Origin of the sequence: Cryobacterium gelidum (assembly GCF_004403985.1) — a bacterium.
Classification (GTDB): domain Bacteria; phylum Actinomycetota; class Actinomycetes; order Actinomycetales; family Microbacteriaceae; genus Cryobacterium; species Cryobacterium gelidum.
Genome location: NZ_SOHL01000005.1, coordinates 71,779 through 97,987 on the forward strand (window position 1 = coordinate 71,779; position 26,209 = coordinate 97,987).

Consider the following 26,209-nt stretch of genomic DNA (forward strand, 5'->3'; position numbering starts at 1 on the left):
GCAATGATTGAGCTATGGCAGATAAAGCGAACGATGTCGATGCGATTTGGGATGACTGGAAAAACGCGGTCACGATGACCGCTAGTGAGATCAAGTCGTGGCTCGATACCGACGAATCCAAGGAGGTCGGACAGAAAGACGATGGCAGCGGGGAATCCATCGGGCATAAATCCGGACGCAGGATCGTGACAATTCTTGGAAAGAAGAAAGCCGATCTAACCGCGTCCGATGTAGAACACATGCATAAGGTGGTCGGCTACGTGAAGCGACATAGGGCACAGGGACCAGATTCCGATATCGAGCACTCACGATGGCGATACTCGTTGATGAACTGGGGAAATGATCCTTGGACGAAGGTGTGACGCCAAAGGATTAAACATAGAGCACACAGGCGCAACGCCACCGCGCACGGGATCGGCTTTGCGACGATCCGAAACTGGCTCGCGAGCTCAGGGCCGCTAGCCTCGTGTTGGCGGTATCAGGCCTGGACGTCTCCGCGCCATCCGCCGTCGTCGGCTCCCTTGGCCTCGATGAACTCCTTGAAGTTCGCAAGTTCTTTCTTGATGGCGTGATTGTCCACGCCGAGAGCAGCTCCGGCCTTCTCAAGCAGCCCTTTCGCCTCCCAATCAAGCTGCACCGTCACGCGAGTCACGTTCTCGGCCAACTTGTGGAACGTGACGACTCCCGCATGGTCGACCTGGCCGCCGGTACTGTTCCAGGCCACGCGCTCGTCGGGGTGCTGCTCCGTTATCCGAGCCTCAAACGTGCGCTCCACGCCGCCGACTTTGACCTTCCACTCGGTGAGTGTGTCAGTCACCTGCGTGATGGATTCGACGGCGCTCAGGAACGTCGAGAACTCCTCGAATTTCGTCCACTGGTTATAAGCGACGGAAACAGGAACGTTGACGTCGACAGTCTCGATGGCGTTAGGCATGATGATGACCTCCTGGTGCGAATTCAACGGATGGGCTTGTTTCAGCTATCCGCGTTCACAGTACCGAAGGCTCGCGCAAGGTCAACCCCGCTAAGAAAAGACACCCGTGTTTCCCTCGCTCCCCCGCGTCGAGGAGGCCATGCGCTCGCCATGCCCCGCGCTGGCACTCGCTACGACGAATCGCTGCTACTCGACCTGTGAAACATGGTAATGGCTGATGAGCCAGGAACCATCGACGTATTGCAGCACAGCCGTCAGGTGAACGGGAATGACGACGCCATCGGGATGGGTGAAGTCGACGTCGATATAGGAGATCAGTGTCGAGTCGGAGAGTTGGCGGTGTTCCAGGATTCGGAACGAGGGACTCAGGCCCTTAGGCTGCTTGTCGTAATAGGTGATCACACCGAGCCTGCCAATGGAATGCGTCGGCGCGACGCCCTGGAACAGGGCGTTTTCGGTGAAATAGGAGGCGACACGCTCCGGCTCATGTTCACGGATTCCGTTCGCCCACCCATTCAAGACTTCCGTCAAGATGCGAACCTGCGCGATGCTATCAAGCGCGGTCATCGGTTTCTCTCCCGTTTGTTTTTCTATCGTCGAAGACGAGACAGCCAGTTCAGGCTGCACGCCGAATCACGACTCAGCTTCCGGCGCTCTGTCCGCCGTCGATGTGTAGGAACTCGCCAGTAACGAACGGGGCCTGTTCAAGGTACAGGACGCCACGGGTGACATCATCGATGGTGCCAATCCGTCCGACCGGGTGCCAGCCTGCGAGCATTCCGTGCGTTTCTTCCGGGTGCATCGGCGTGTGGATAACTCCCAGAGAAACGGCGTTCACGCGGATGCCGCGGCTGGCGTACTCGATCGCCAGGGACTTCGTGACGGAAGACAGTCCACCTTTGGTCAGTGAGGCGAGAGCCGACGGGGCCTTCGAGTTCGCATATTCAACAAGGGTCGTTGTCACGTTCACCACGTGGCCCGCTCCCTGTTCGACCATCTGCGCGATGGTCTTCTGCGTAATGTGGAAGAAACCGCCGAGGTTCACCTGAAGAATGTTGTTGTAGTCCTCCTGGGTGTACTCGGTGAATGGCTTACCGATGAAGATTCCGGCGTTGTTCACGAGCGTGTCGATTCGACCGAACTTCTCCATCGCGGCACTGATGACCTTCCCGGCCACAGCGGGGTCCGAAATATCTCCGGGTACCGTGATGACGTCCGAGTGTTCGGACGCCGTGATGGAGCGTGAATTAGCGACCACTGCATAGCCGAGCCCGCGGAATGCGGAAACCAGACCTGCTCCGATGCCCTGGGAGCCCCCCGTGATGATGGCTACTTTGCGAGTTTTCATGGTCAGAATCCCTAAGAAGTAATCGGTCTACAACGTTCATATTAATTTTAGCCGACGGGTCATACTCGAACAGCCGCGGTAAAACTGCGCAGAGACATTTGCCGACGACTGCGATTCCTGAACCACGACGACAGGGACTCGCCGGCAGCGAGGATGTGCCCCGCCTGTCCAACGGTGGGGACGTTCGCCTATAGTGTCCACACGGCATCGGCAGCAACATCATTTCAGGGGCTGTCCCCGAGATTCGGGGTGTCCCGAGGAGATCGGACCGGCGTGCGTTCCACGACCATCAACACCATCCCGAATCGCCGAGGTTTCGGTACGGGCCCCTTTGCAACGTTCGCGCTCACTGACGAACACTTCGATCGTGCTGTCAGGCAAGTCCCCGTACTCGAAGTTTTCGGCGTCCAGGTCCTGTCCTTCCCGGTCATTTTCTACTCGTCGTGGATCTTCTTCGACGGCGCCATTCGCACGCTCCTCGACTTGGCACCCCCTCGAGCCGTCATCAGTCGCGCTGTCGCTGTCAACGCACTCCTGCTCAAGCGCCTCCGGTCACCGGAATCCGATTCAGCCACAGCGTCGACACCACCTTCGAGCAGTGACACGCTCTCGCGCACTCGTCACGCCGGTCAGTAGTCGTGATTGGCAGGCACGGCTCCCGAGGGGCACATGATCTCGATGCAGTCTACGACGCGGTGCTTTTTGACATGGACGGCGTGGTCACCAACACAGCCCTGGTTCACGCGACGGCCTGGAAACGGTTGTTCGACGAGGTATTTCAGGACCCGCGTGTTCGACCAGACGATCCGGAGCAATCCTTCGACGAAGTGACGGACTACCGAAGGTACGTCGATGGCCGTAGCCGCGAGGACGGCGTCAGAGACTATCTAGGCGCCCGCGGGGTGTACCTTGCTCCCGGCGACCTCGACGATCCCCCCGAGGCGTGGACTATCGCCGGGCTGGCAGCCCGCAAGAATGACCTTTTTCTGGCCGAACTGCAGCAACAGGGATTGCGCTCCTACCCGGGGACGACAGCGTTGCTGCGTCGTCTGCGCGAAGCCGGTGTTCCCGTCGCCCTCGTCACCGCCAGTCGCAATGCCCGCCAGATGCTCGCAGCCGCCGAGCTGACGGAAATGTTCGACACCGTCGTGGACGGTCAGGTCGCGATGGAGCTCCGACTGCCCGGTAAGCCCGATCCGGCCATGTTCCTCGAGGCGGCCAGACGGCTGGGCGTGCGGCCCGCACATTCCGCTGTGGTCGAAGACGCGGTTTCCGGGATCGAGGCCGCTCATCGCGGTGGATTTGGGCTCGTCGTGGGAATCGACCGTCAGGGCCACCGGGACGAGCTTGAGGCCGCGGGCGCGGATGTCGTACTCAACGATGCCAGCGAACTGGACCTCGGCCGCTCGACCACCAACCCGTGGGTGCTCGTCTATCACGGATTCGATCCGGCCCACGAGGGACACCGGGAGGCCTTGACCGCACTGGGCAACGGATACATGGTCGCTCGCGGTGCGAGACCGGAGCACACGGATGACGGAACGCACTACCCGGGTACCTACCTGGCAGGGGTGTACAACCGCTTGGTCAGCAACGTCCACGAGCGGCGTGTTGAAGAAGAGCACCTCGTCAACACACCCAACTGGCTCCCGCTCGATATTAGGATCGGAAACGGCCCGTGGTGGTCGAGCGGCACGATCAAGACGCAAGACGAACGGCGGGAGCTCGATCTTCGCGTGGGCGTATCGATCCGCCACGTGACGCTGATAGGACCACAAAACCATCGACTGACCGTCGTCCAGCGTTCCTTCGTCTCGATGGATGACCCACATCTGGCGGTCTTGGAAACCACACTCGTTCCGCTTGGGTGGAGCGGAACGATCACCCTTCGCACCGGCATCGACGCGAGCGTGCGCAATACCAACGTCGCCGCCTACATCGGGTCGGACACCACCCATCTGGCTCCCCCGAAGTTCACCGCCTCGAGCGACACTGACACTCTTCTGTGTGAGGTCCAGACTAGGTACAGCGAGGTTCTGATCGCGACGGCCATCCACCTTCATATTGCCGGTGCGGTAGGCACCTGGGACGGCACGGGTTCCAGAATCGGACGTGACTATCGCAAAGAGATCAAACTGTCTTTAGTGGATGGGAAACCAGCAACTCTGACCAAGACAGCTGCAATATACACGTCCCGCGACCCTGCAATCGCGTCACCTGGTGTCGCTGCCTTGGATCGACTCCGCGACCATGCGGCAGACACCGCGGGCGCGCTCCAACGCCATGGGGCAGCCTGGCAGCGCCTCTGGCAGCGGTTTGGGACGACCCTTGAAGCTGACCCACTCAGCCAACTCGTCCTAAACCTGCATATCTTCCACCTGCTGCAATCCCTGTCACCGCACACGGCCGACCTGGATGCGGGCGTACCCGCGCGAGGCCTCCACGGAGAGGGATATCGAGGCCACGTCTTCTGGGACGAGTTGTTCGTACTGCCCGTGCTCGACCTGAGGCTACCGAACGTGGCCCGCGCCCTTTTGGACTACCGGTGGCATCGACTCGACGCCGCCCGCACGGCGGCGCACGCGATAGATCGGCCGGGAGCGCTATTTCCCTGGCAGAGCGGTAGCGATGGTCGGGAGGAGACACCGACCCAGCTGTACAATCCCCAGTCCTCGCGGTGGATGCCCGACAACTCACGCCGTCAGTGGCACGTGGGGCTGGCAGTCGCCTTCAACGCCTGGCAGCATTTTCAAGTCACCGCCGACCGTGACTGGCTGGCCGACCGAGGTGCCGAGCTCATCATCGAAGTAACGCGCTTCTTCGCTGCGTCCGCCGTACATGATCCGGCGGACGACCGTTTCCACATTTCCGGCGTCATGGGACCCGATGAGTACCACGACGGCTATCCCGAATCTCCTGGTAGAGGACTACGTGACAATACCTACACGAACGTCATGGTCGCCTGGGTGTGCCAGCGGGCCGGAGAGGTGCTGCAGACATTGGGCGGGCACGCCCGCGCGGATGTCATCGACCGTCTGCAAATCGGCGATGCGGAACTCCATCTCTGGTCACGGCTCGGACGGAGCTTGTTTGTTTCGATCCATGCCGACGGGATACTCAGCCAATTCGACGGGTACGAGGCTTTGCTTGAATTCGACTGGGCCAAGTATCGAGATCAGTACGGGAACATCGGCCGGCTTGACCTCATTCTCGAGGCCGAGAACGACAGCACCAATCGCTACAAACTGGCTAAACAACCCGACGTCATGATGCTCGTCTACCTGCTTGGCCAGAAAGGTCTGAGGCAGCAGCTCGCGCGACTCGGCTACCCATTGTCACAAGCAGACCTCGCTCGCACTGTCACCTACTACCTCGAGCGCACCTCGAACGGCTCCACCCTCAGTCGAGTGGTCAGCGCCTCCGTCCTAGCCCAACTTGACGAATCCCGGTCGTGGTCACTATTTCGTGAAGCCCTCATCGCCGATCTGGACGACACCCAGGGAGGAACCACCCGGGAAGGCATCCATCTTGGAGCAATGGCGGGCACCGTGGACCTCGTCCCACGCTCCTTCGCCGGCCTGCAGTTCGATTCGAAACGGATCAGCTTCGCACCACGGCTTCCGGCGCGACTTCTGAACGTGTCTTTTCAGTTCGCCTACCGCGGGCATCGGATCGACGTTGATCTAAACCATGACGCCCTGCGCCTTCAGCTACTCCCCAGCACGGCCGAGCCTATCCGGTTCGATTTGGGCTTGATTCAGGTATCCCTGGGCGGAGGTGAATCTCATAATTTTGCTTTAGTCAGTAACCCGTCGTCGCTGGACTAAATGAACAAGTCACATCCGTGACTCATGTCACAGCCGCTCTTAGTGGTTACGAGGTTACGACATTGCGCCGGAGACTTGTATCGGCAACCTCACAGTTCAACGCAGCCCGCACCAACTCGTGGTCAAAGCTCACAGCCCAGCAACCACTTCGTTGCTTGTGTGCTGTGGCGTACTACAAGGGGTCAGACCACCCATTCGAATGACTCATCGAAGGTGTCCCGACCGTCATCGTCGTCGAACACGTTGGCGACCAAGTGAGTGACGAAGAGCGCAAAGCCCAGTGCGATCTCGTTGAAGAGGTCGGTATCGATGGTGCCGTACCAGGACACACCGCCCCGGCTTTCCGGATCCAGGTCCAGCCGGTTCACGGCACAGTCCTGGTCAAGGGAGAGCACGACAATGCGTAGCGACTGCCAAGGCGGAGGTGTACCGGTGAGATCGCCGAGAGTTTTTGCTTCCTCCGCATTGGCGGCGAGGATGTGAGAGAGCAATACTGCGTAGTCCGCCGAGTATTCGGCTGCCGACGCAAACCTCAGGTAGCTGCGCTTGTCGCCAGAGACCATGTGGATGGCGTCGGGTTGTTCCGAGAGACGCCGATAAGCCAGGATGTCGAGTGCTGCGCGCACTAGACCGGTAAGTACACGGCCGGCGGTTTTAGTGTCGGTGATCCCGCTGTAATCGGGCGCTTCCTGTTCCCACACCGAGCGCACCGCCTCCCGAGTGGTGGGGATGATCACCATAAGTGGTTTTCCTTGCATGTTTATGGCGCGGTGACCGGTTTCATCTTACCTACGCCATAAGGCGACGTCCGTGTGGCTCGGTATCGCCGTGTACAAGTTCGTCGCGAAGTGCGCTCGCCCATCTCGAGCTGAAAAGCTCAGGGGTTCGCGTCCGCGAACGGTGAGCCCATTGAGGAAACGGTGATCCTTCCCGAACTCACCGCCGCCTAAACTAGGACAACTCACCGTCAGGTTTTCAGGAAGCGCCGTCCTTGCACGGGACGTGACCGAGGAAAGGAACCATTCCATGATTTTCATCGTCGCCAAGTTCACTGTGAAACCAGAGTGGAGCGATCGTTGGATGGACCTCACACGAGACTTCACCGAGGCCACACGCCAGGAACCAGGCAATCTGTGGTTCGACTGGTCGCGCAGTGTCGACGATCCTCACCAGTTCGTCCTCGTCGAGGCATTCCACGATGACGCTGCGGGATCTCACGTGAACAGCGCTCACTTCTCGGCGGCCATGAAGGCGATGCCTCAAGCGCTCGTGAAGACTCCAGAGATCATCAGCGAGCGTATCGATGCTGAAGGTTGGGGCCAAATGGGAGAAATGACGGTGCACGAGTAGCCAAAGGTCGGGTGATCGCTGAGTTGATCGACATGACTCCCCACGATCTGCCGCTAACCCCGCGACGCCGCCGTTTGAGACCCGCAACCGGTTATAGGAACAGGACTATGCACGATCTCAATGCCCTCACGGTTCGCAGCATTTCAGTGTCTGAGATGAGCAACAACGTTTATGTACTCACCTCGAAATCCACCGGCACGCAGGTACTGATCGACGCCGCGGACGATGCACCCGCCATCTTCACCCTCCTCGAAGATGCCCAGAAAGACACGAGTGCCGTCGCCAAGCTGGCCCTCATCATCACCACACACTCGCACTGGGACCATGTGCGGGCACTTGGCGAGGTCAGGGAGTTGACGAAGGCACCAGCGGCAGCGGGTCTCGACGATATCGCGGACATTGCCGTACCCACGGACATACCCTTGCACCACGGGGACGTCAGGTCCATCGACGGCATTGCACTCGAAGTGATCCACCTACGCGGACACACCCCCGGATCGATTGCCCTGCTCTACCGCGATCCGCATGGTCCCGCCCATCTGTTCTCGGGCGATTCGCTCTTCCCCGGCGGAGTTGGAAACACCAACGGTGATGCCGAGCGTTTCTCATCGTTGTACAACGACATCGTCACCCGAATCTTCGACTACCTTCCGGACGACACACTGGTGCACCCGGGCCATGGAGTAGGCACAACGCTCGGAGCCGAGCGGAGCAAGCTCTCCGAGTGGAAACAACGCGGCTGGTGATGACGGCCGCCGCCTACCGCATCCAATTGTTCTTGCTGAGCCTCCCGGTCTTTCGCCATGGGTTCTGTCGATCATCGGTTTCGTACTTGACAGCGATCCAAGACCGGTACAAGGGCAAGAATGACCAACTCTCCCGCGAGGCCATGTCTCGCGAGACCAGGGCCCTCTACGTCGCTGCCGGGGCGAACCCGCTTATTTCCGGTTGCACTCTTGACGATCTACGGACCTGACAATGTCCCCGGCTCACCGGCGGGCTCGACCGAACACAACGACGCCCACTGATCATCCCCGATCGGTTACGCGCTGACCGCTGATCGCTGATCGCTAAGTGCTGATTGCTGATTGCTGATTGCTGATTGCTGATTGCCTCAGGCCTGAGCACTTAGGCGTTGTCAGAGTGTGATGATTCTTGGCGGCCCGGATGCACCGCGCGCTCAGCGGTGCGGGCTCAGCCTCCGGGCGAGTCCGGATTGCGTCTTTGACGGATTCGTTGAATGATTTCGATTCCTAAACACCCTGCGATTGCTACGCCAATGGCTACGGCTAGGAGGTCACCGGTTGGAAGCTCGAGGTCGAAGAAATCGCGGATGATGGGCACTGTGAGACAGGCGAACAATCCGAGGTACATGATCGCGAGGATCAGTGTCCGCCATCGGTTTAATGGCCGGATCAGTGCGGCCAACACCCAGAGGCCTGCCAGGGATACAGCGATGAAGGATGCTGTTTGGGCGGCGTCCTGAGTATTGCCGACGGTGACACGCGAGTATGCGTCGACAGCCAGGATTACCACGCTGATGACGAATCCGGCGGGGATGGAGAATGCCAACGAGCGTCGCTGGAATCCTGGGATGTACCTGCGCTCGTTGGGCAGAAGCGTCAGGAAAAACGCGGGGATACCAATCGTCAGCCCATCGGCGGCGGACAGTTGGCGGGGCAAGAATGGGAATTCCCAGAGCAATAGACCGAAGGCCAAGGCGAGCAGTACGGCGTACGCGGTTTTCGTTAGGAAGAGTTTCGAGACCAGTTCGACGTTCGCGATCACGCGTCGTCCTTCGGCCACCACTTTGGGCAGGTGGGAGAACTCGCCATCAAGCAGCACCAGCCGGGATACCGCTTTCGTGGCGTCAGCGCCGGATCCCATAGCAATTCCGATGTCCGCTTGTTTGAGCGCGAGGGCATCGTTCACTCCGTCGCCCGTCATCGCCACGACATGCCCGCGTCGTTGCAAGGCATTGACCATGTCTCTTTTCTGGGTCGGAGTGACTCTGCCGAACACGTGGTGCTGTTCGAGCACTTCCTCCATCGATGCCAAGTCCTCAGGCAATGTCCGGGCATCGTAGCCATCGCCCTCGAATTGCAGGCCGACTGCGCGGGCCACAGCCGCTACCGTGAGCGGATTATCCCCAGAAATCACCCGAAGCCCGACCCCCTGTTCTTGAAAGTAGCTCAGAGTCTGCGCAGCGTCGGGACGCACCTTTTCCCGAAATGTGACGATTGCCACCGCGCGTAAGCCATCAGGTAGTCGTTCCTGTGCAGCCTCGGACACGTTCATCGGATAGAGGGTATGGGTCAGTGCCAGCGTCCGCTTGCCCTCACCGGCGAGTCCCGCCGCGGTGCGCAAGACCGCGACGTCGTCTGAAACAGAGGTGTTCAGAATCATTTCTGGAGCTCCGAGTACCCAAGTTCCCGCGCTGTCCTCGGCGTCGAATGCGACGGATCCCCATTTTCGCGTCGAGTTGAAGGGCAGTACGGACAGGGGTCGTAGCCCCCCGGCATCGTCGAACTCGACGGCCAGGGCGCGGGCTGTGGCGTTGGCGTTGGCGTCCGCGCCGAACCACCCGAGAACCTGACGCCACCGGGGAACTGATGGGACCTGAATTTCCAGTACGTCGTCGAAGACAACGGACCCTTCGGTGAGCGTGCCCGTCTTATCCAGGCAGACCACGTCGACCCGGGCTAGACCCTCCACGGCCGGTAGCTCCTGGACCAGCACTTGGTTGCGTGCCAGTTTCACGGCCGCCAGCGCGAAGGTGACGCTCGTGATCAGTACCAGACCTTGGGGAATCATACTGATTGTGCTGGCCGTGGCGCTGACCACGCCGTGTCGCCATGTGCCGGTCTCAATCGCCTGAGTCCACCCTCCCAGCGCCTTCATCTGACCATTGACGACCAACGCGGTAAGCGGGACGAGAGCCCAGCTGATCCAACGAATTATGCGATTTATCCCATTGCGCAGCTCCGAGTTGACCAAGGAGAACTGCTTCGCCTCCCTCGTCAGCTGATTGGCAAAGGAGTCCGCGCCCACCCGTACGACTCTGGCCCGGCCGTACCCCGCCACGACCGCCGAACCGGACAGCACGTCCCCCTGAACAGTCAGCGCGACCGGGTCGGCTTCTCCCGTCAACAGGGATTGATCAATTTCGAGGGCGTCGGCCTGCACAATAGTGGCGTCGGCGGAAACTTGATCGCCGGCTCGGAGCACCAAGACATCGTCCAAAACAACGTCCGCAACAGCAATCTCCGTCACGCGTCCCTCTCTCAACACGCGCGCTTGCGGTGCGTGGAAGAGGGTGAGCTTGTCGAGTGTGCGTTTTGCGCGGTATTCCTGAACGACACCGATGAGCACATTGGCAATGACGGCTAGTCCAAAAAGTGAATCCTGCCACTGTCCTAGCGCGAGCAGGAGGATGAAGGATCCGCCCACGATTGCGTTGAATAAGGTGAAGAGGTTGCCGCGCAGGATGTGCCACAGGCTCCGGCTCGAATCCGCAGCCACCCGGTTGTCCAAGCCCGCCTCGACCCGCAGTCTCACGTCGTTCTCACTCAGACCGACGTCGAGCAGGCGCTTCGCGTCGAGGAGGGGAAGCGCCCGCCGCGCCGCTTGCAACGTCCGCTCCCGGGCTGCCGTTCGTTCTGGCATCCGTTCTGCGTCCCTCCGATCCAGCGGCTGGAACTATCGAGCAAACTCAATGAAATATGGAACCAGAATGGTACTGAATGTAAAATAAGGCACACTCAATGGACTACCTTGACGTGCCGTCGCAGTGAAGTTTCTCAGACGATAGCCAGGTATGGGATTGTCACTGCGACTGTGCAGCCGCCTTGTGGCTGATTCTCAAGGTGAACCGAATCGTTCGCCCGACCTGATGCCCGCTCTTACGCATTCTCGACCACGATCGCGGTCTGGATCACGGTCCTATTCCTGATGCTTCTGCGGAAAAACCCCACCGCATTCCGGTCGGGTCGGGCTCAGGGTGACGGCCATGGTTTCGACCCTAGACCGTCGCCGATGAGACCACGATGGGACACCCTACAACCCCATGGTTCCGGACGGTCGGCGCGGCAGGATAGCCCACTGATGGTCATGCCCGAGAATTCTGACGACGTGAAACGACGGTACGGACGATGATGGGCACCACGGAGAGTATGACGATGCCGATCAGTACGAGGTCGATGTATTGCGCCGCGAAGTCGGCGACACCCGGGATCTGAGCCAGCCCGAATCCCAGAAGCAGAACCCCGGTCACCCACATCACGGCACCGACGATGTTGAACATTGTGAACACCCGCCGGGGCATTTTGCCGACGCCGGCCGCGACGGGCGCGAAGGTGCGCACGACGGGAACGAAGCGGGCGATCGTGACGGCCGCCGGTCCGAACCGATCAAAGAAGCCCTGCGTTCGCGCCACGCTTGCGCGGCTGAACAGGCCGGAGTCGCGGCGGTCGAATATGCGCCGGCCCGTCGTGCGCCCGATCGTGTAGCCGAGCTGGTCGCCCAGCACGGCCGACAGGGCAATTGCCGGGATGACGACCCAGAGCGGCTGGCTGATCACCCCGCTGAATGTGAGAACGCCGGTGAAGAACAGCAGGGTATCGCCGGGCAGGAAGAACCCGACGAGTAGACCGGTCTCCACGAACACGATCGCGCAGACCACGACGAGGCCCCAGACGCCGGCACCGGAGATCACCGATTGCGGGTCCAGAAATCCGGAGGCGGGCAATGCAGTTATGGTCATAGTATTCATGCTGCAATGGCTTTCTTTGAGTTTTCTGAAGACCGTCCCGGCATCCGTTGTCGCACGCGGTAGTGAGACGACGTGCTGGTTCAGACGGTGGCCGTCAACTGGGGGTCTGTGGTGCGTGCGCGGCGGGTGAGCACCATGACCAGGATGAGGATTACGGCCAGGAAGAGCACGCTGGTTCCCGTGGTTCCGAGACCCAGCCCGCCGTCGGCAACGGGCTGGGAGAGTAGATCGCCGGTGGACGCGCCCAGCGGGCGGGTCAGGATGTAGGCGATCCAGAAACCGAGCACAGCATTGAGGTGGAAGACGCAGTACGCAACGGCGACCAGCGCGATGGCGGCGGCGAAGACGAGCAGGGCGACGAGGAAGCCCAGATTGAGTCCCTCAGCGACGAGGTCACCGGCCGCGGTGCCGAGGGCGAACGTGAACAATACGGCCAGCCAGTAGAAGGTCTCCCGGCGGGTCGTGAAGATGGAGTGGATGGAGAGAGTCTTCTCTGAAATGGCCCAAACGGTGAAGGTCGCCGCGAGTGCGACGGCGAAGACGACCGTCGTTACCCACAGAGGCACGCCGAGGCTGTCGGTGAGGTTATCGGTGATCAGAGTACCCACGACGCTGATCAGCACCACGGCCAGCCAATAAACGGCCGGGGTGTATTTATGCAATCTGAACTGCGCGACGAGCGCGGCAACGAGCAGAACCGCCATGATCACCGAAGTGATCGAAAGGCCCAAACCGAGGTCGACGTTGAGGAAATCCGCGGCGGTCTCCCCCACGGTGGTCGCGAGCACCTTGATCACCCAGAAGATGAAGGTCACCTCGGGCACCTTGGTCAGGATGTGCCGCGCGGGTGAAACAGTGGCGGAGCGGGTTGAGGTCGTGGACAAGTGTTCCTCCTTGGATGGGGTCGGTAGCACTAGCGAACACGGCGTCGTCTAAGACTTCTCACAGAAGCCAATAATCGCCGCAGGAGATCTACGAATTCGCAGTCATTCGCTCGACGAACGACTTGCGTCGGTCACAGCGCAGATCGGGTCTGCTTCGCCCGCGGAACGGTGAGGGAAAGCGCTGTGCCCGCGGCAGTGCTAGTGAAGACGTGCACGGATCCGCCGTAGCGCACGGCAATTTCTCGTACGAGGGACAGACCGATTCCAAACCCGGTGCGGGCCTCATCGCCGTCGGCATCCGGCGGCGCGGAGTGGGCGAACCGATCGAAGATGCGGGCGTGGTCGATGCCGTGGATGCCGGGGCCGCGATCGCGCACGGTGACCGCCACCGTCTTCTTGGTCACGGCCACGCCCACCGTGATGGCCGAGTCGCGGGGGGTGAACCGCACAGCGTTATCCAGTAGCGCCACCACGCATCGGGTGATGCTGGATGCTGGCACCCGCACGGGCCCGGGCCCGGGCTGGGGAGCATCAAGTTCGATGGTGATGTGTTTGTCGATGGCGATGAGTGCCATCGACTGCATCGCGGCATCAACGGCAGCGACCAGATCGACAACGGCGGTGTCGTGCACTGCAGCGCCGCCGATTTCGGCCGATTCGAGAAGCTCGTTGACGATGTGGATGAGGTCCTTCGCGTCGCTGCGCAAGTCCGCGACGACCGATGAGGACGGGTCGCCTGTTGGCAGGGCGCGTTGCAGAATTTGCAGGCGGGCATCGAGCACTGCGAGCGGGGTGCGCAGTTCATGGCTCGCGTCCGCGACGACGCCAGCGCACGCGATCGCGATTCGGGTGCCGACGATCCGGGAGGCCCGACGGATGGCGCGGGTATCGCTGTCGATGACGGGGATTTTTCGGCTGGTCATGGTTGTCCCAAGCGGCAGTCCTCACCGCGCACGGTGAGGACGATGTCCATGTCGGTCTTGCGCCGAAGATAGTGCACGCAGGTTTCCACCGTTCCGGCAGTGGCCGCAGGGCTGAAACCGGTTTGCAGTATTTGTTGGTCGGAGAACGTGCGGTGCGGGGCGTCCGCTAAAAGTTCGAGCAGTTCGTCCTCCTTGACCGACAGCCGGACACGCCCGTCGTACGGGGAACAGATCGTTCGACTGTCCGGGCAGTACTCCCACCCACTCACGAGCACCGTGCGGCCCTTCCCGGTGAACACCCGGCGAATGGCTCGTAGCCGGGCGAAATGCTCATCGAATTCAAACGGCTTGACCGGGGAGTCGTTGGCGCCGATGTCGAGGCCGGGCACTTCGCCGCAGTGGGTCCCCGCACCGTCAGAAGCGGGATGGGGTGGCCATCAGCTTGCGGCGGAGGGCTTCAACCACGCCCAGCCCGTTCGCGCCGCCGGCGACCGGGGTGGCATCGTCGACTCCGTGAGCCCGTCCTTTCATGGGGGCCGATCCTGGGATCATCCTCGATCACACGCAGTCGGAGTCGCACCATGATCTGAGCGGGCATCCGACATTCCTCTGTAGTCAGGTCCAGCGTGAAGGCCGGAACGACGTACGCTCCAGTGCGCCAGTAGCAGCGTCCAGGCCGCGTTCACCAGTGCCACAGCAGCGATCGAGTACACGATCGACGCCACCACATCGGACGGATAATGCACCCCCAAATACACTCGGGATGCTGCCGTGGCGAGCACGATCACCGTGGTCGTTCCGATCACAAACGGATGCCATCGGTGACCGGCCGTGACAAGGACGATCCCGAGCAGGAAGCAGGCGGCGAAGCTGCTGTGACCGCTGGGAAAACTGAGCCCGCCCGGTTCGCGCAGCAGGATGTGCGCGAGCGACGGAATATCAGGTCGTGCCCGGTGCACCAGCAACTTGATCACGTCGGCGCCCAGCGTAGGAATCATCACAACCAACAGGAAGTGGATCGCCGCACCACGTCGCCGGGTGACAACCAGCACCGATCCGGCTGCCAGCAATACGAGAACCGCGCCCACGGACGGGCTGAATAGCCAGTCAATGCCCAGGGCCACCGCGTCGAGTGGCGCGGTGTGGACAGTATTCACCTGTCGAAGCAAATCCATCTCCACGGCCGTCCATCCCGCTGATCCACTCAGCACGAACCCGCTGATGATGACGGCGAGGATGACTCCGGCTGCGGGAATGGCGGTCCGGGCGAACCGGCGGTGTGGTCGGAGATCAATGGTCATTCTCCTAGAGTGACCCCTGACGTCACAGGACCTTCTAAGAATCGTTTCTGCCGGGTTCTTCCCGTCTCAGCGCATTGTGTAGCCGGTTCAGGGGCGAACGGCGGAGATCATCGTCGACGACTCAACAGACGATACCTCGGCCGTCGTGTTGACGGTGGCGGAATTTTCCCCGATCCCGGTGCGGCTCATTCACCGGCTCCAGCCGCATGGTGGTCTGTGCCGTGCCGTGCCGTGCTGTGCTGTGCTGTGCTGTGCTGTGCTGTGCTGTGCTGTGCTGTGCTACGACGCTGGACGATGTCGACCAGCAGACAGCACCGGTGGACTCGGACAGTGCTCACTCCGTCGCCAGACGCCACCCGTCTTGTCCTTGCCAGCCTGGAGTTCGTGGCCACATCCTGGCTCCCCGTCCCCACCCTTGCGCTGATGGCCGGTGAGATTTTTTGAGCAGATTTCGCGGCCCGCTACGCCTCCGACAACGCTCCCGTTGCCGCGCTTGTGATGGCGTCCGGCCTGGCTTGGCTTGGCGGCATCAGGGCGTTGGAGAGCCGTGGTTTCGTGAAGTCAGCCAAGTTCACTAGCCACCGCAGCGTGATTTACGAGTTCACCCGTCAGCACACCTCGGCCTGGGGTTTCAGGACTTTCGGCCGGTCTCTGCGTGGAACACCCAGAAACAGGCGATAGCCTCCGGCAAGTGACATTGCAGACGACAGCCGCGCGACCGTCTTCGTCGGCGCCCGGTCCAACAGGCCGTCTGACTTCCCTGGACGGTTTGCGAGGCGTCGCTGCTCTTGTCGTCATGATCCACCACCTGTATCTGGTGGCGGTGCCCTCAATTGTGGCCGCCGGCGGATCACAACCGGGAAGCTTCTACTGGTGGGTTTCCCAAACTCCTTTGAAGATCCTCACCGCCGGGTCAGAGGCCGTCCTGGTTTTCTTCGTGCTCAGCGGGCTCGTGGTTACCCTGCCCGCGCTGGGCAAGTCCCGGTACTCTTGGGCGGGGTTTCTCAGCGGCCGGATCGCGCGCATCTATCTGCCGGTGTGGGCGTCCTTGGCGATCGGCACCGCTCTCATCTGGCTTCTGCCGCGCGACCTCGGGGCGGTGACGCCGGGTTCGTGGATTGCCACCTCGAACGCAGCATCGACCACGGCGGCATCGCTGCTGAATCAGATGAGCCTCACGGCCGCATCGTATGGCGTGAACAATGTGCTTTGGTCTTTGCGGTGGGAACTCGCGTTCTCGGTGCTCCTGCCGCTGTTCGCGGCGGTCGCGTTCTGGGTCCGGCGTCGCTGGCTGCTCGCATTGTGCGTCGCACTTGCGCTCAGTCTGCTGGGGCTAGTCACCAACATCGATGCCCTCCGCTACCTCCCGGTGTTCTTCGTCGGAACCCTCATGGCGGTGCGCCTGGACGCCATCCGGGAGTGGACGCGGAGACGCCTTCAACGCCCGCACGCGCGCTTGTGGGGAATCGTCCTGGTTGTCGGCTCGCTTCTCCTGCTCGTCGCTGGCTGGCTGGCCCAGCCGATCGCCGCGCCGGGAACGCTTCCCGGCCGAGTTTTCACCCAGCTAGCGGTGTGCGGTGCGGCCGGCCTCGTCCTGGCCGCTGTCGGTGTGCCGTTCCTGCGCCGGGCTTTGGACTCCCGCCCGAGCCAGTGGCTCGGGCGAGTGTCGTTCAGCCTCTATCTTGTCCACGTCCCCATCCTGGCCAGCCTCAGCTTCCTGCTCGGTGACGACAAGTGGTGGCTGGTAGCGCTGATCACGATCCCCCTCGCCCTGCTCGCGGCCTGGGGATTTTATCTGGCGTTCGAGCGGCCCTCCCACCGTCTGGCCAGGCATACCTCGCAGATCGTGGCGAGGGACGCGGCCCGGCTCAGCGAGAAGGCCTCCAGGGGCGCGGCACGGATCGCCGTCAAGTTCGCCAGGCGATAGCGCCAGGGTTGTCCACACCGGCGATCGGCCGCGGACGGCGCGCCGGTGGATGTCGGCGGGACGCGCTCAGTCCTTGCCGCGAAGAAGGGTGGTGGCCTTCCGAACGGGAAGGGTGGGAGGGTAGGCCCGCACGAGTGCTATGCCGATGAGAGGTAACGCGGTCCGGTCTGGATAGGCCGTGAGCATCGGGCGCAGCTTTGGTTGGAACTTGCGTGTGAAATTTAGGAGTGAGCGGAAGCCGTAGACCGGCTCCAGGGATGTGCTGAGATATCCGAGAAGCCGATTCAGCCCGGAAGCCCCCTCGCTCGGGGCGGATGCGGCGACCAAGGTCCGCCAGGACCCCATCAGAGTCAAGAACATAATGCTCGCCGCAACCGGCACGGGACCGCCCGCGTCGCGCGAGCATCGCTGCGGTCTTGCCCAACAGGACCGGCCGGGTCCGGAGGTGGGAAGGTATCGTCCATTATTCCAACCCGAGCCGCGCGGCGAGTTCGGGCAGCGCCTCCGCGATCACGTACCGCACAGTGGTCCAGTCGTGTGCCGAGTTCGGAGCCTCGATGAGCTTTGTCACCATGCCGGACCGGTCGGCGGCAGCGCGGACGAGGCGCTGATTCTTTTGATACTTGGCGTCGAGTGCGCCCACCCCGAAAATCGCGACGGTGTCTGCGTACGGAGCCCGAGCAGCCAACACGTTGACGGGCTTCACCGCGTCGTAGGCCGCGGTCGAGCCGCCGAAGGCTCTCGCTACCGTGGTCGACCCGATCGTGGGTTCCGCCTCCCCGGAGATGTCGAGGATTGACCGGAAGACCTCCGGATGGCCCGCCCCGAGTTGGATCGAGCACGTTCCGCCCTGTGAGAATCCGCCGACCGCCCAATATCGAGGGTCGTCACTGACCCGAAGATGGGACCGAATCCACTTTGGTACATCCCGGGCGAGGTACGTTTCCGAATTGCCCAGCGGTGAATCGACGCACATCGGATTCTGATTGGCGCGGCCAAGCTGATCGGGGGCGACCACGATTGGCGCGAGGCCGTTGTGGCTGGCTGCGTACGCGTTCATGGTGGAAGCGAGTCGTCCCGCGGTGAACACGGCCGCTGGCGAGCCCGGCTGGCCTGCGAACATCACAAGGACAGGAAGCACGGGTGGGTTCGGGCCGAGAGCGGCAGGCGGCAGGTAGACCAGGGCCGCACGCGCGGCGAAACCGGAGGTTGTCCCCGGGATTGTGACGGTTCCGACCGTACCGCGGGTGGGCATGCCGGGGGGAGCCTGCCACGTGCGCCCGATTGCCGGATCCGTTGTGCCGGCCCGGCCCGACAAGCGCGACACGTCCATTGGTCCGTAGGGTGAAATACCCAGCGCATCCTGGAGATTGCGATATTCGCCGAAGTCGACATTGATCGCCGCAGCGGTACTGACCAGGATCACGGGGATGGAAACGAGCGCGATCGTCTTTCGCCACCAATTGGTTCCCCACAGGTTTACGATGACCAGCGACAGGGCGGCAATCGCGGCGGAAAACCAGAGTCGCGTGACCAGGGTCAGCGGCAGACCGAAAACATTCCACACGTCGCTGACGAGCCAGGAGACCAGCAAGCCGAGCAGTGCCCCGAGCACCAAAGCCGCCGCGACGCGTGGTATCCAGGAACGCAGGGGGATCCTCACCAGCAGGTAGACCATGAGCACCACGGCAAGGATGTCAATCGGAATCAGGAATGTGCCCGTGTCGATCTGCATGGTGAGAAGCCAATTCAACATGGACACCACGCTACGACACCGGCGGGTCTGTGAACTCTTCCGCCGTCACATCTCCAGGTGGGTCACTCCGCCGGGCGCTAGCGAAAGGCGCACAACGATGTCGGCGACAGTCTGACCGTCCGACCGGTGCTCAACGGTGGCCAGGAAGCCCTCCGCCGTCAGTGCGCGCCGCAACGCGTCGACCATCACGACTTCGTCTTGAACGCGAATACTTGCATTGCACTCCCCCACCCGACGAGAACCGGGATGCGCGCGATCGACACAGTCAGCATCCCTCACGCGGTAAGGAGATGCTGAGCCGCGTTCGTTACTGATTTGTGGGGGTCGCCCCGATGGCACTCTGAAACTGATCCAACGACGCAGCGTTATAGTTCAGGTCGTCGAATTTCGCGGTCGGAACCGATCCGGCCAGGAATGCGCTCATACCCGCTGCCAGCCCCTGCTCTGTGGCCGGCACAATGAGCCCGACACCCTCCGGTAAAGCATCCCGAGCGGAACCGAACGCTACGGTGACGATGGGAAGATTGAGTATAAGTGCTTCGAGTAGCACGAGCTGCTGTCCCTCATGGTCGCTGGAGAGCACGAAGCAGTCCGCCGCGGCCATGATGGCATATGGGTTCTTCTGGTGCCCCGCGAGTGTCACCGAATCATCGATACCCAGCTCACTGATCAGATCTTCCAAGTGCGTTCTCAGCGGCCCGTCGCCGACGATCACCAATCGGGTGTCAGAACGCTGCACGTGCAGCTGAGCGAAGGCCCGAATTAGCTGCGCGTGGTTCTTTGCAGACGACAATCGCCCAACGGAGACAAAATGCACCAGCGCGGACTTCCCCGCGAGACCGTTCGCCCAACTGGGCACCTCTCCCGTGGTGCTGACCCGAACGGCTTCCCTGATATCGATGGCGGCATCGCGGCGGACCTGAGCGGCATTTACCAGATTGCGCGCTGACACGAACTTCTCTTGAGGTGCAAATTGGGCTAGCTCGTCGGCATTGATTTCCTCGAGAGCCGGAGAAACGGAGACGAGATGGTCATACTCGCGATATAACGAAAAAATGCTCGTGACACTTTTCAGCTGCCGGCGTCGCTTGTTGATGCTCTGGTGTGCGTCCGCAGTCATGGTGTTGTGCAACCAAATTGACCGTTTCGCAAGCGGCGCATGCAGCATCAGGGTTGCCCAGAGTGGGTCGTACCCGCTGAAGTCGATGGCGTAATCGAACCGACTGCCGCCAAAACACCGCGTCCACTCGTCATCCCACAGTCTCTTCTGCCGCGGATCGTGCGAGTGAGATTTCAGGTCACCGCGGTACCAGTGCAGCCGCCGAATGAAGTGATCAATCTTGGAACCGTTCATCCCCCCAACCCGGACGAATTGGCGGACCGAGGAATGGATTTGCCCTTGCTTCTCCAAGACAGCGGACGCACGACTGTTTGAAAAGACGGCAGAAACGTCGAACCGGTCATGATCGATGGCCGTCAGTAGGTTCAAAGCAGACGTCGTGATGCTGTTCGGCCCCAGGCTGCCGACGTGAACAAGTATTGATGGTCGCTCGTCGCGGGCCACGGGCCCCACCGTGTAGCCGTCTCGCCTGCCCCGAAAAACGATGTCGATGACCCGGTCCGTTGCACCGCCATCCTCGTGACCCGAATATTTCTTCCGCATCGCGAGGTATCTCGGGGTGATTTCAGTTCGCTGCCCAGAACGAGCGATCAAGTTCAACTCAACGGCAAGTTCCCTCACGGTTCGCACCACTGGCCCCGGCCATTCCTCCGGCTCCATATACAGGCCGCGGTACCCCGCGTATTCGCGGATATCTGGAGTCAGGAATGCGATGGGTCGCCCAGTTGCCAGGAAATCGAAAAAAGTACTTGAGTAATCGGTCACGAGAATGTCTGTTGCGGCTAGGACAGCGTTCGTCGGTATTTCGTTGGGCACCAGCCGCCCCTGAAATTCTGCGCGCTCTGCGGCGAATTTATACACCACCTGATGAACCTTGAGGAGGACAACGTATTGGTTCGTATCTATCAGCGCTTCCAGTTCGGTCACCCGACTGATCAGCTCGTCCGCGTCGTCTTTGGGCTTGGCGAACGACTCCCCTTTCCATGTCGGCGCGTAAAGGATGATCTTCCGCCCGTCGATCGGTAGGCCGGCCCCTCCGAGTCGGTGAGTTATCGATGCGACACCGCTCGAATCCGTGAACTGATGGTCGATCCGTGGATACCCCTCCTCGATGATGTCGCCTCGGTAGATATTGCGCAACAGATGAGCGTTTTCATACATCTGCTCGGTCATGAAGCGGTTTGCCGCGAGTAAATAGTCTGCGGAGAGGAAGTTCCGGATCACATTGCCTACTCTTGAGGCGTGATCACCGATGTCATAGCCCATGCGTTTCAAGGGAGTGCCATGCCAGGTGTTGAGGTAGACCTGCCCGCCGCGCTTGCTGAATTGCACCGGGAAAGTTGCGTTGTTGATGAGGTACCCGCTTGTGGCCAAGGCTCGGTAGTAGCCCAGTGAGTCGGGACGAACAAATCGCACTGATGGATCAGCAGCAAATTCATGGACGACGGTGAGGTTTTCTCGCTCGTTCGCGAGCACCCAGACATGCTTGAGGTGCGTGAAATCAGGTGCCGCACGCAAACCTCGAAAGATCGCCTCGGGGTTGTCCAGCAGGCCGTTGCCGGAGAACGACTCATAGAGGACGACGCGCCGATCGATCGGACGCCTGCGCCAGAACGCGTAGACCTCGGATACAGCGGCCCGGCGAAGCCTGCTGACGAACCGTTTGACATGGACAAGAACGGTACGCGGCAGGATCTGCATTTCTTCATAGTATCCAGCGCTCACAGTTGGCATACTCTCTCAAATTGCCCAGCAGCAAGCCGACGCTGATGTGTGAGACGATTCCAGCGTGGAATCGAAGGAATGCTGGCGAGCCCGAACAGTGTGAAGAACACATGCTCCAACGAGGTGCAGCGCGATAGGACACTAATACGGATGAAAAGCCTCATTTCACGGGCCAAGCGATTCGTCCACTCCCAATTCCACGCCCATTGGCGCACCGAACCGATCAAACCGGGAACGGTCCTCTACGAGTCGTTCAATGGCAACGGAATGCTCTGCAATCCGGAGGCGATCTTCCGCCAGCTTCTGGCAACGCCGGACATGCGCCAGCTCAGACACATTTGGGTCCTCGCTGACCTACGCCAATTTCGCTCGACGGTAGCGGAGTTCGCGGGAGCGCGAAACGTGACGTTTGTGCGCTACGGGACACCGTCGTACTACCGTGCCCTTGCCACGAGCGAATACCTCATTAACAATGCGACCTTCCCGCCCCAATTCAGCAAGAGACCTGGCCAGACGTACCTCAACACCTGGCATGGCACGCCCTTGAAGCGCATGGGCTACGACATCGACCGTGGTGCGCTGGGAACAGCCAATATCATCCGGAATTTTGTTGCCGCTGACTATCTACTCGCCGCAAACCCGTTCATGGCCGAGCAGATGTACGAGAAGGCGTACAAGCTCAGCGGCATCTCCCGCAGCCTGATCATCGAGGAAGGGTATCCACGGATCGACCGGCAGGCGCTCGACACGGACAGCGTTGCGGCTGGCCGAGCACGTCTGACTTCCGCGGGCATCCCTCTCGGTGACCGCACGATCGTGCTCTACGCACCGACCTGGAAGGGCGCGTCCTTCGCCCGGCCCGAGGACGATATCGACCAGCTGCTCGATCACATTGCCCGGCTAACGGCGCAGATTGACACCAGCAAGTACGTGGTACTCCTCAAAACGCACCAGATCGTTCACGCCCTGGCCAGATCCCGGCCCGAACTCTCGCGCCTGCTCGTGCCGAACAACATTCCAACCAATGTCGTCCTTGGACTCACCGGAGTCCTCATCACAGACTATTCGAGCATCTTCTTTGATTTCCTGGCCACTGGCCGCCCGATCCTCTTCTTCACCCCGGACCTTGCGGACTATTCAGACAGTCGCGGCCTCTATTTCGAGCCCGAAGACTGGCCCGGTCCGGTCTGCCGAACCAGCGACGAGTTGGCAGTTGAGCTCGCTGAAATCCTCGTGACGGGTACCCTTCCAGCTGGCTCAGCCGCACGTTATCGCACCAGCCAGCAGAAATTTTGCGGCCAGGAAGATGGGCGGGTGAGTGCACGGATCATCGACATCGTCTTCCGCGGCAACGTCCGTAGACACCACGTCCGACCCGCAGTTTCCCAGAACCGCCCATCAATTCTTATGTACCTGGGCGGGATGCGCTCAAATGGGATAACCACATCCGCTCTCAACCTGCTCAACAACATCGACCACTCCCGGTTCGATGTATCTGCCTGCTTCATCCAGAGCAAAGCGCCCGCCTCGATTGACAACCAACTCGCGATCAATCCCGCCGTTCGCCAGTTCCCACGCGTCGGCGGAATAAACGGCTCCGCGCTCGATCAGCTGGCCCGGCATCTCGACTTTCGTCGAGGCAGAATCAGCCGGCACCAGGAGCAACCCACACAGAAAACACTGTGGGACGACGAATGGACGCGATGTTTCGGCGACAGTCACTTTGACTTCGTCGTCGACTTCAGCGGCTATGGTCCGTTCTGGGCCGCCCTGCTTCTTCATTCCCCTGAGTCGATTCGCTCAATCTGGCTCCACAACGACCTGGCCGCCGATGCTCATCGCAAGATCACGGGCAAGAAGAGAATGCTGCACAGCCTCACCCAGATTTTCACGCTCTACGAGCAGTACGACCACCTCGTGTCTGTCTCGCCCACACTGTCGGCAATCAACAATCGCCAACTTGCCCCGTATGCAGCCCCGGCAAAATTCACGTTCGCACTGAATACGGCAGATGCCAAACAAATCCTCAGCGCCGCCAGCCAGGATCTGCGGGAGACGACTCGGAACTTAGAGACCGGGATAACTCCTGATTGGGTGGAGGTTCTCCTCGCCGACGACAAGACAACGAACTTTGTTTCAGTGGGGAGACTATCCCCCGAAAAGAATCAGGCACGCCTCATCCGCGCGTTCAACATCGTCCATACAGCAACGCCGACAACGCGACTCGTGCTCGTTGGAGATGGTCCGCTCAGAGGCCAGCTAGAGTCCCTGATCAGAAAGCTGGGGCTTGAAAAGTCAGTCGTTCTCACGGGTGAGATACCCAATCCGTACACCGTACTTGCCGCATCGGACTGCTTCGCCCTCTCCAGCAACTACGAAGGCCAGCCCATGGTCATCCTCGAGGCGCTGGTACTCGGTCTACCGATCGTGACAGTCGAATTCGGGTCGGTGAAGAATGCACTCCCGCCCGGCTTCGGATTGGTCGTGCCGCAAACTGACGAGGACCTCGCCGAGGGACTCAACGCGTTTCTCACCGGGGAGGTACGATCGGGCACATTCGATCACGCTGCATACACCCGACTGGCCGTCGAGCAGTTCTACAGTGCGATCGGCGCCGCCAGACCCGAAGATCTCATTCAACAGATGTGACGGCGGTCAAGCCCACAAATGCGCTCCACTCCACAGGGTGGCTTCGATCGGAAATATCCGCGCCACCTCCGCCTGTCGGCCATTTCATCGAACTATGTCGCACGTACGGTATTCCTTCCACTCCGTGGGCCTCAGTAGATGGCGCCTGTCAGGTGGCTCGCAACCACGCCAACAGTGGCTCTGAACGGCACGATCCGCGGGTGGAGCAACGGGTCTGACCCGCACCACACCCGCACCCCTGAGGGGCGAATATCAATGTCAGAGTCGCCCCTGGAGCCACAATTGCAGCCCACAGCAGTAGAGTTCCGGCGAGCCATTTTCCATCCATGGGAACTGAGCCCACAAGCGACGGCGCAGAAAGGACACTCATCAACGATCTCAGCTCATCCCTGCTACGCATCGACATCGTCAATGGCCCGCTGCTGTATGTTGTGCTTGGCCTGGCCAGTATGCAGCTCCTGTATCTTTTACTGCGCGCCCCGACCAAAACGTGGATCTTGACGATCGTGATCGCGGTCGCCGGCGGCGTCAGCGTCGCCGGCGTGACATGGTTCGTTGTGGTGACGATCGTTGACGCTTTCGGAATGTCGCCCGGTCTGGTCAGCTTCCTCTGGTTTGCCGGGACTTGCACGGCGGTAGCAATTGCCATAGCAAATTTTTGGAAGTCGCGCCTGCATCGCAAGATCGCCGCCGCGGCATCCGTCATACTCTTCCTTGCGGCTGGAACGCTAGCGATCAATGCGAGCTTTGGGCTAAACCGCACGTTGGGGTCGCTCTTCGGGATGACGATAGAGTCGGCAATCGCGCTACCCACCGTCAGCGGGCCCAAGGAAAGCGGGCCGCTCTACCAGAGCTGGGAGGCTCCGGCCGATCTTCCCGTAAAGGGCACGACCGGTAGCCAAATCATTCCTAACACGGTCTCAGGATTCACCTCCCGGCCAGCCGGGATTTACCTACCGCCCGCGGCGCTCATTTCCAACGCGCCGGCCTTACCACTAGTCATCTTCCTCATGGGGCAGCCCGGTAACCCCGATCCGTCCTTCATCGCGGCGACACTCGACCGTGATGCTGCCGCTCACGGCGGTCTCGCACCGATCGTCATCGTCGCGGACCAGCTTGGCGACCCCTCGAAGGACCCGCTGTGTCTTGATACGCCGAACTACGGTAACGCGGAGACCTTCATCACCACGGATGTCGTCAACTGGGCGAAAAAGAACCTGAACATCATCAACGACCCACGGTATTGGACCATCGCCGGATACTCGAACGGCGGACAGTGCGCTATCTCCCTCGCCGTCAAACACCCAGACCTATTCGCGAACGTCGTGGACATCTCCGGCGAGGAATTCGCCGGATCAGAGATCGAGGCATCGACGCTCGCCGATGTCTTCCACGGTGACCAAGCCGCCTATGACGCGGTTAAGCCTCTCAACCTGCTCGCCGCGAAGAAATTCTCCGACACAGTCGCCATATTCACCGTTGGGTCCAACGACGCAGGATTCATACCCGGACAGCAACGGATGGCGTCCGCGGCCTCGGCAGCAGGAATGACGGTTACGTATTGGGAATCTCCCAATGGCGGGCACGTACTTCCGGCCCTCCCTGACGGACTCGACGAGGCATTCATCGTGCTCTACCCGCGGCTCGGGCTCGCGCCGCCCACCGCCTGAACCAGTCACCACCTGAGAACAGGC

Annotated in this window: 20 protein-coding genes and 1 pseudogene; 8 read left to right on the forward strand and 13 right to left on the reverse strand. The window is 60.9% G+C overall.

The window, feature by feature from the left end:
• Positions 1 to 14 precede the first annotated feature (14 nt).
• Positions 15 to 362 carry a DUF3140 domain-containing protein gene (locus E3T50_RS03420; RefSeq protein ID WP_134550595.1) on the forward strand — a complete coding sequence of 116 codons (348 nt, stop codon included), beginning with the start codon at positions 15 to 17 and terminating at the stop codon, positions 360 to 362.
• A gap of 116 nt (positions 363 to 478) precedes the next feature.
• Here the strand turns inward: E3T50_RS03420 and E3T50_RS03425 are convergent, their stop codons facing one another.
• From E3T50_RS03425 to E3T50_RS03435, 3 genes are all read right to left on the reverse strand, one after another.
• The gene (locus E3T50_RS03425) at positions 479 to 934 is read right to left on the reverse strand and encodes an SRPBCC family protein (RefSeq protein WP_134458224.1); all 456 of its coding nucleotides are present in this window, start codon (positions 932 to 934) and stop codon (positions 479 to 481) included.
• A gap of 186 nt (positions 935 to 1,120) precedes the next feature.
• Positions 1,121 to 1,561, reverse strand: a complete 441-nt coding sequence (locus E3T50_RS03430) for a nuclear transport factor 2 family protein (RefSeq protein ID WP_134550596.1) — start codon at positions 1,559 to 1,561, stop codon at positions 1,121 to 1,123.
• Positions 1,562 to 1,574: 13 nt separating this feature from the next.
• Entirely contained in the window at positions 1,575 to 2,282 is a 708-nt protein-coding gene (locus E3T50_RS03435; RefSeq protein ID WP_134550597.1) for an SDR family NAD(P)-dependent oxidoreductase, read from the reverse strand.
• Positions 2,283 to 2,977: 695 nt separating this feature from the next.
• Here E3T50_RS03435 and E3T50_RS03445 point away from each other — a divergent pair.
• Positions 2,978 to 6,109, forward strand: a complete 3,132-nt coding sequence (locus E3T50_RS03445) for a beta-phosphoglucomutase family hydrolase (protein WP_241990734.1) — start codon at positions 2,978 to 2,980, stop codon at positions 6,107 to 6,109.
• A 182-nt stretch (positions 6,110 to 6,291) separates the two neighbouring features.
• Here E3T50_RS03445 and E3T50_RS03450 read toward each other — a convergent pair whose 3' ends face one another.
• The gene (locus E3T50_RS03450) at positions 6,292 to 6,849 is read right to left on the reverse strand and encodes a hypothetical protein (protein ID WP_134550599.1); all 558 of its coding nucleotides are present in this window, start codon (positions 6,847 to 6,849) and stop codon (positions 6,292 to 6,294) included.
• Positions 6,850 to 7,135: 286 nt separating this feature from the next.
• On the opposite strand from E3T50_RS03450, the gene E3T50_RS03455 reads away from it, so the two are divergent.
• From E3T50_RS03455 to E3T50_RS16530, 3 genes and pseudogenes are all read left to right on the forward strand, one after another.
• Positions 7,136 to 7,459, forward strand: a complete 324-nt coding sequence (locus E3T50_RS03455; RefSeq protein WP_134458214.1) for a putative quinol monooxygenase — start codon at positions 7,136 to 7,138, stop codon at positions 7,457 to 7,459.
• 107 nt (positions 7,460 to 7,566) lie between these two features.
• Positions 7,567 to 8,205, forward strand: coding sequence for an MBL fold metallo-hydrolase (locus E3T50_RS03460; protein ID WP_134550600.1), 639 nt, complete (start codon positions 7,567 to 7,569; stop codon positions 8,203 to 8,205).
• An 86-nt stretch (positions 8,206 to 8,291) separates the two neighbouring features.
• Positions 8,292 to 8,405, forward strand: a pseudogene (locus E3T50_RS16530) (membrane protein insertase YidC); the annotation flags it as partial.
• 248 nt (positions 8,406 to 8,653) lie between these two features.
• Here the strand turns inward: E3T50_RS16530 and E3T50_RS03470 are convergent.
• From E3T50_RS03470 to E3T50_RS03495, 6 genes are all read right to left on the reverse strand, one after another.
• A complete protein-coding gene (locus E3T50_RS03470; RefSeq protein WP_241990735.1) occupies positions 8,654 to 10,981 on the reverse strand; it encodes an HAD-IC family P-type ATPase in 2,328 nt (775 codons plus the stop codon).
• A gap of 586 nt (positions 10,982 to 11,567) precedes the next feature.
• Positions 11,568 to 12,221 carry a DedA family protein gene (locus E3T50_RS03475; protein WP_166784191.1) on the reverse strand — a complete coding sequence of 218 codons (654 nt, stop codon included), beginning with the start codon at positions 12,219 to 12,221 and terminating at the stop codon, positions 11,568 to 11,570.
• A gap of 89 nt (positions 12,222 to 12,310) precedes the next feature.
• The gene (locus tag E3T50_RS03480) at positions 12,311 to 13,114 is read right to left on the reverse strand and encodes a COG4705 family protein (protein ID WP_198417935.1); all 804 of its coding nucleotides are present in this window, start codon (positions 13,112 to 13,114) and stop codon (positions 12,311 to 12,313) included.
• A gap of 131 nt (positions 13,115 to 13,245) precedes the next feature.
• A complete protein-coding gene (locus tag E3T50_RS03485; RefSeq protein ID WP_134550604.1) occupies positions 13,246 to 14,037 on the reverse strand; it encodes a sensor histidine kinase in 792 nt (263 codons plus the stop codon).
• On the reverse strand, positions 14,034 to 14,426 hold the full coding sequence (locus E3T50_RS03490) for a response regulator transcription factor (RefSeq protein ID WP_134550605.1): 393 nt from the start codon (positions 14,424 to 14,426) through the stop codon (positions 14,034 to 14,036). The genes E3T50_RS03485 and E3T50_RS03490 overlap by 4 nt, the downstream gene beginning before the upstream one ends.
• Positions 14,427 to 14,585: 159 nt before the next feature.
• A complete protein-coding gene (locus tag E3T50_RS03495; protein ID WP_134550606.1) occupies positions 14,586 to 15,338 on the reverse strand; it encodes a phosphatase PAP2 family protein in 753 nt (250 codons plus the stop codon).
• 691 nt (positions 15,339 to 16,029) lie between these two features.
• Here E3T50_RS03495 and E3T50_RS03500 point away from each other — a divergent pair.
• Positions 16,030 to 17,265 (forward strand): acyltransferase family protein, encoded by a 1,236-nt coding sequence (locus E3T50_RS03500; protein ID WP_166784192.1) that lies wholly within the window; start codon positions 16,030 to 16,032, stop codon positions 17,263 to 17,265.
• 463 nt (positions 17,266 to 17,728) lie between these two features.
• Here E3T50_RS03500 and E3T50_RS03505 read toward each other — a convergent pair whose 3' ends face one another.
• The 3 genes from E3T50_RS03505 to E3T50_RS03510 are packed head-to-tail and all read right to left on the reverse strand — an operon-like array spanning position 17,729 to position 21,842.
• On the reverse strand, positions 17,729 to 19,021 hold the full coding sequence (locus E3T50_RS03505) for an alpha/beta hydrolase (protein WP_241990736.1): 1,293 nt from the start codon (positions 19,019 to 19,021) through the stop codon (positions 17,729 to 17,731).
• A 45-nt stretch (positions 19,022 to 19,066) separates the two neighbouring features.
• Positions 19,067 to 19,300, reverse strand: coding sequence for a hypothetical protein (locus tag E3T50_RS16115; protein WP_166784193.1), 234 nt, complete (start codon positions 19,298 to 19,300; stop codon positions 19,067 to 19,069).
• A gap of 28 nt (positions 19,301 to 19,328) precedes the next feature.
• Positions 19,329 to 21,842 (reverse strand): glycosyltransferase, encoded by a 2,514-nt coding sequence (locus E3T50_RS03510; RefSeq protein WP_134550608.1) that lies wholly within the window; start codon positions 21,840 to 21,842, stop codon positions 19,329 to 19,331.
• Positions 21,843 to 22,016: 174 nt separating this feature from the next.
• Between E3T50_RS03510 and E3T50_RS03515 the strand changes: the two genes are divergently transcribed.
• Both E3T50_RS03515 and E3T50_RS03520 read left to right on the forward strand, forming a co-directional pair.
• Positions 22,017 to 24,515, forward strand: a complete 2,499-nt coding sequence (locus tag E3T50_RS03515; protein ID WP_241990737.1) for a glycosyltransferase — start codon at positions 22,017 to 22,019, stop codon at positions 24,513 to 24,515.
• 326 nt (positions 24,516 to 24,841) lie between these two features.
• Positions 24,842 to 26,185 (forward strand): alpha/beta hydrolase, encoded by a 1,344-nt coding sequence (locus tag E3T50_RS03520; protein ID WP_134550610.1) that lies wholly within the window; start codon positions 24,842 to 24,844, stop codon positions 26,183 to 26,185.
• Positions 26,186 to 26,209: the final 24 nt, after the last annotated feature.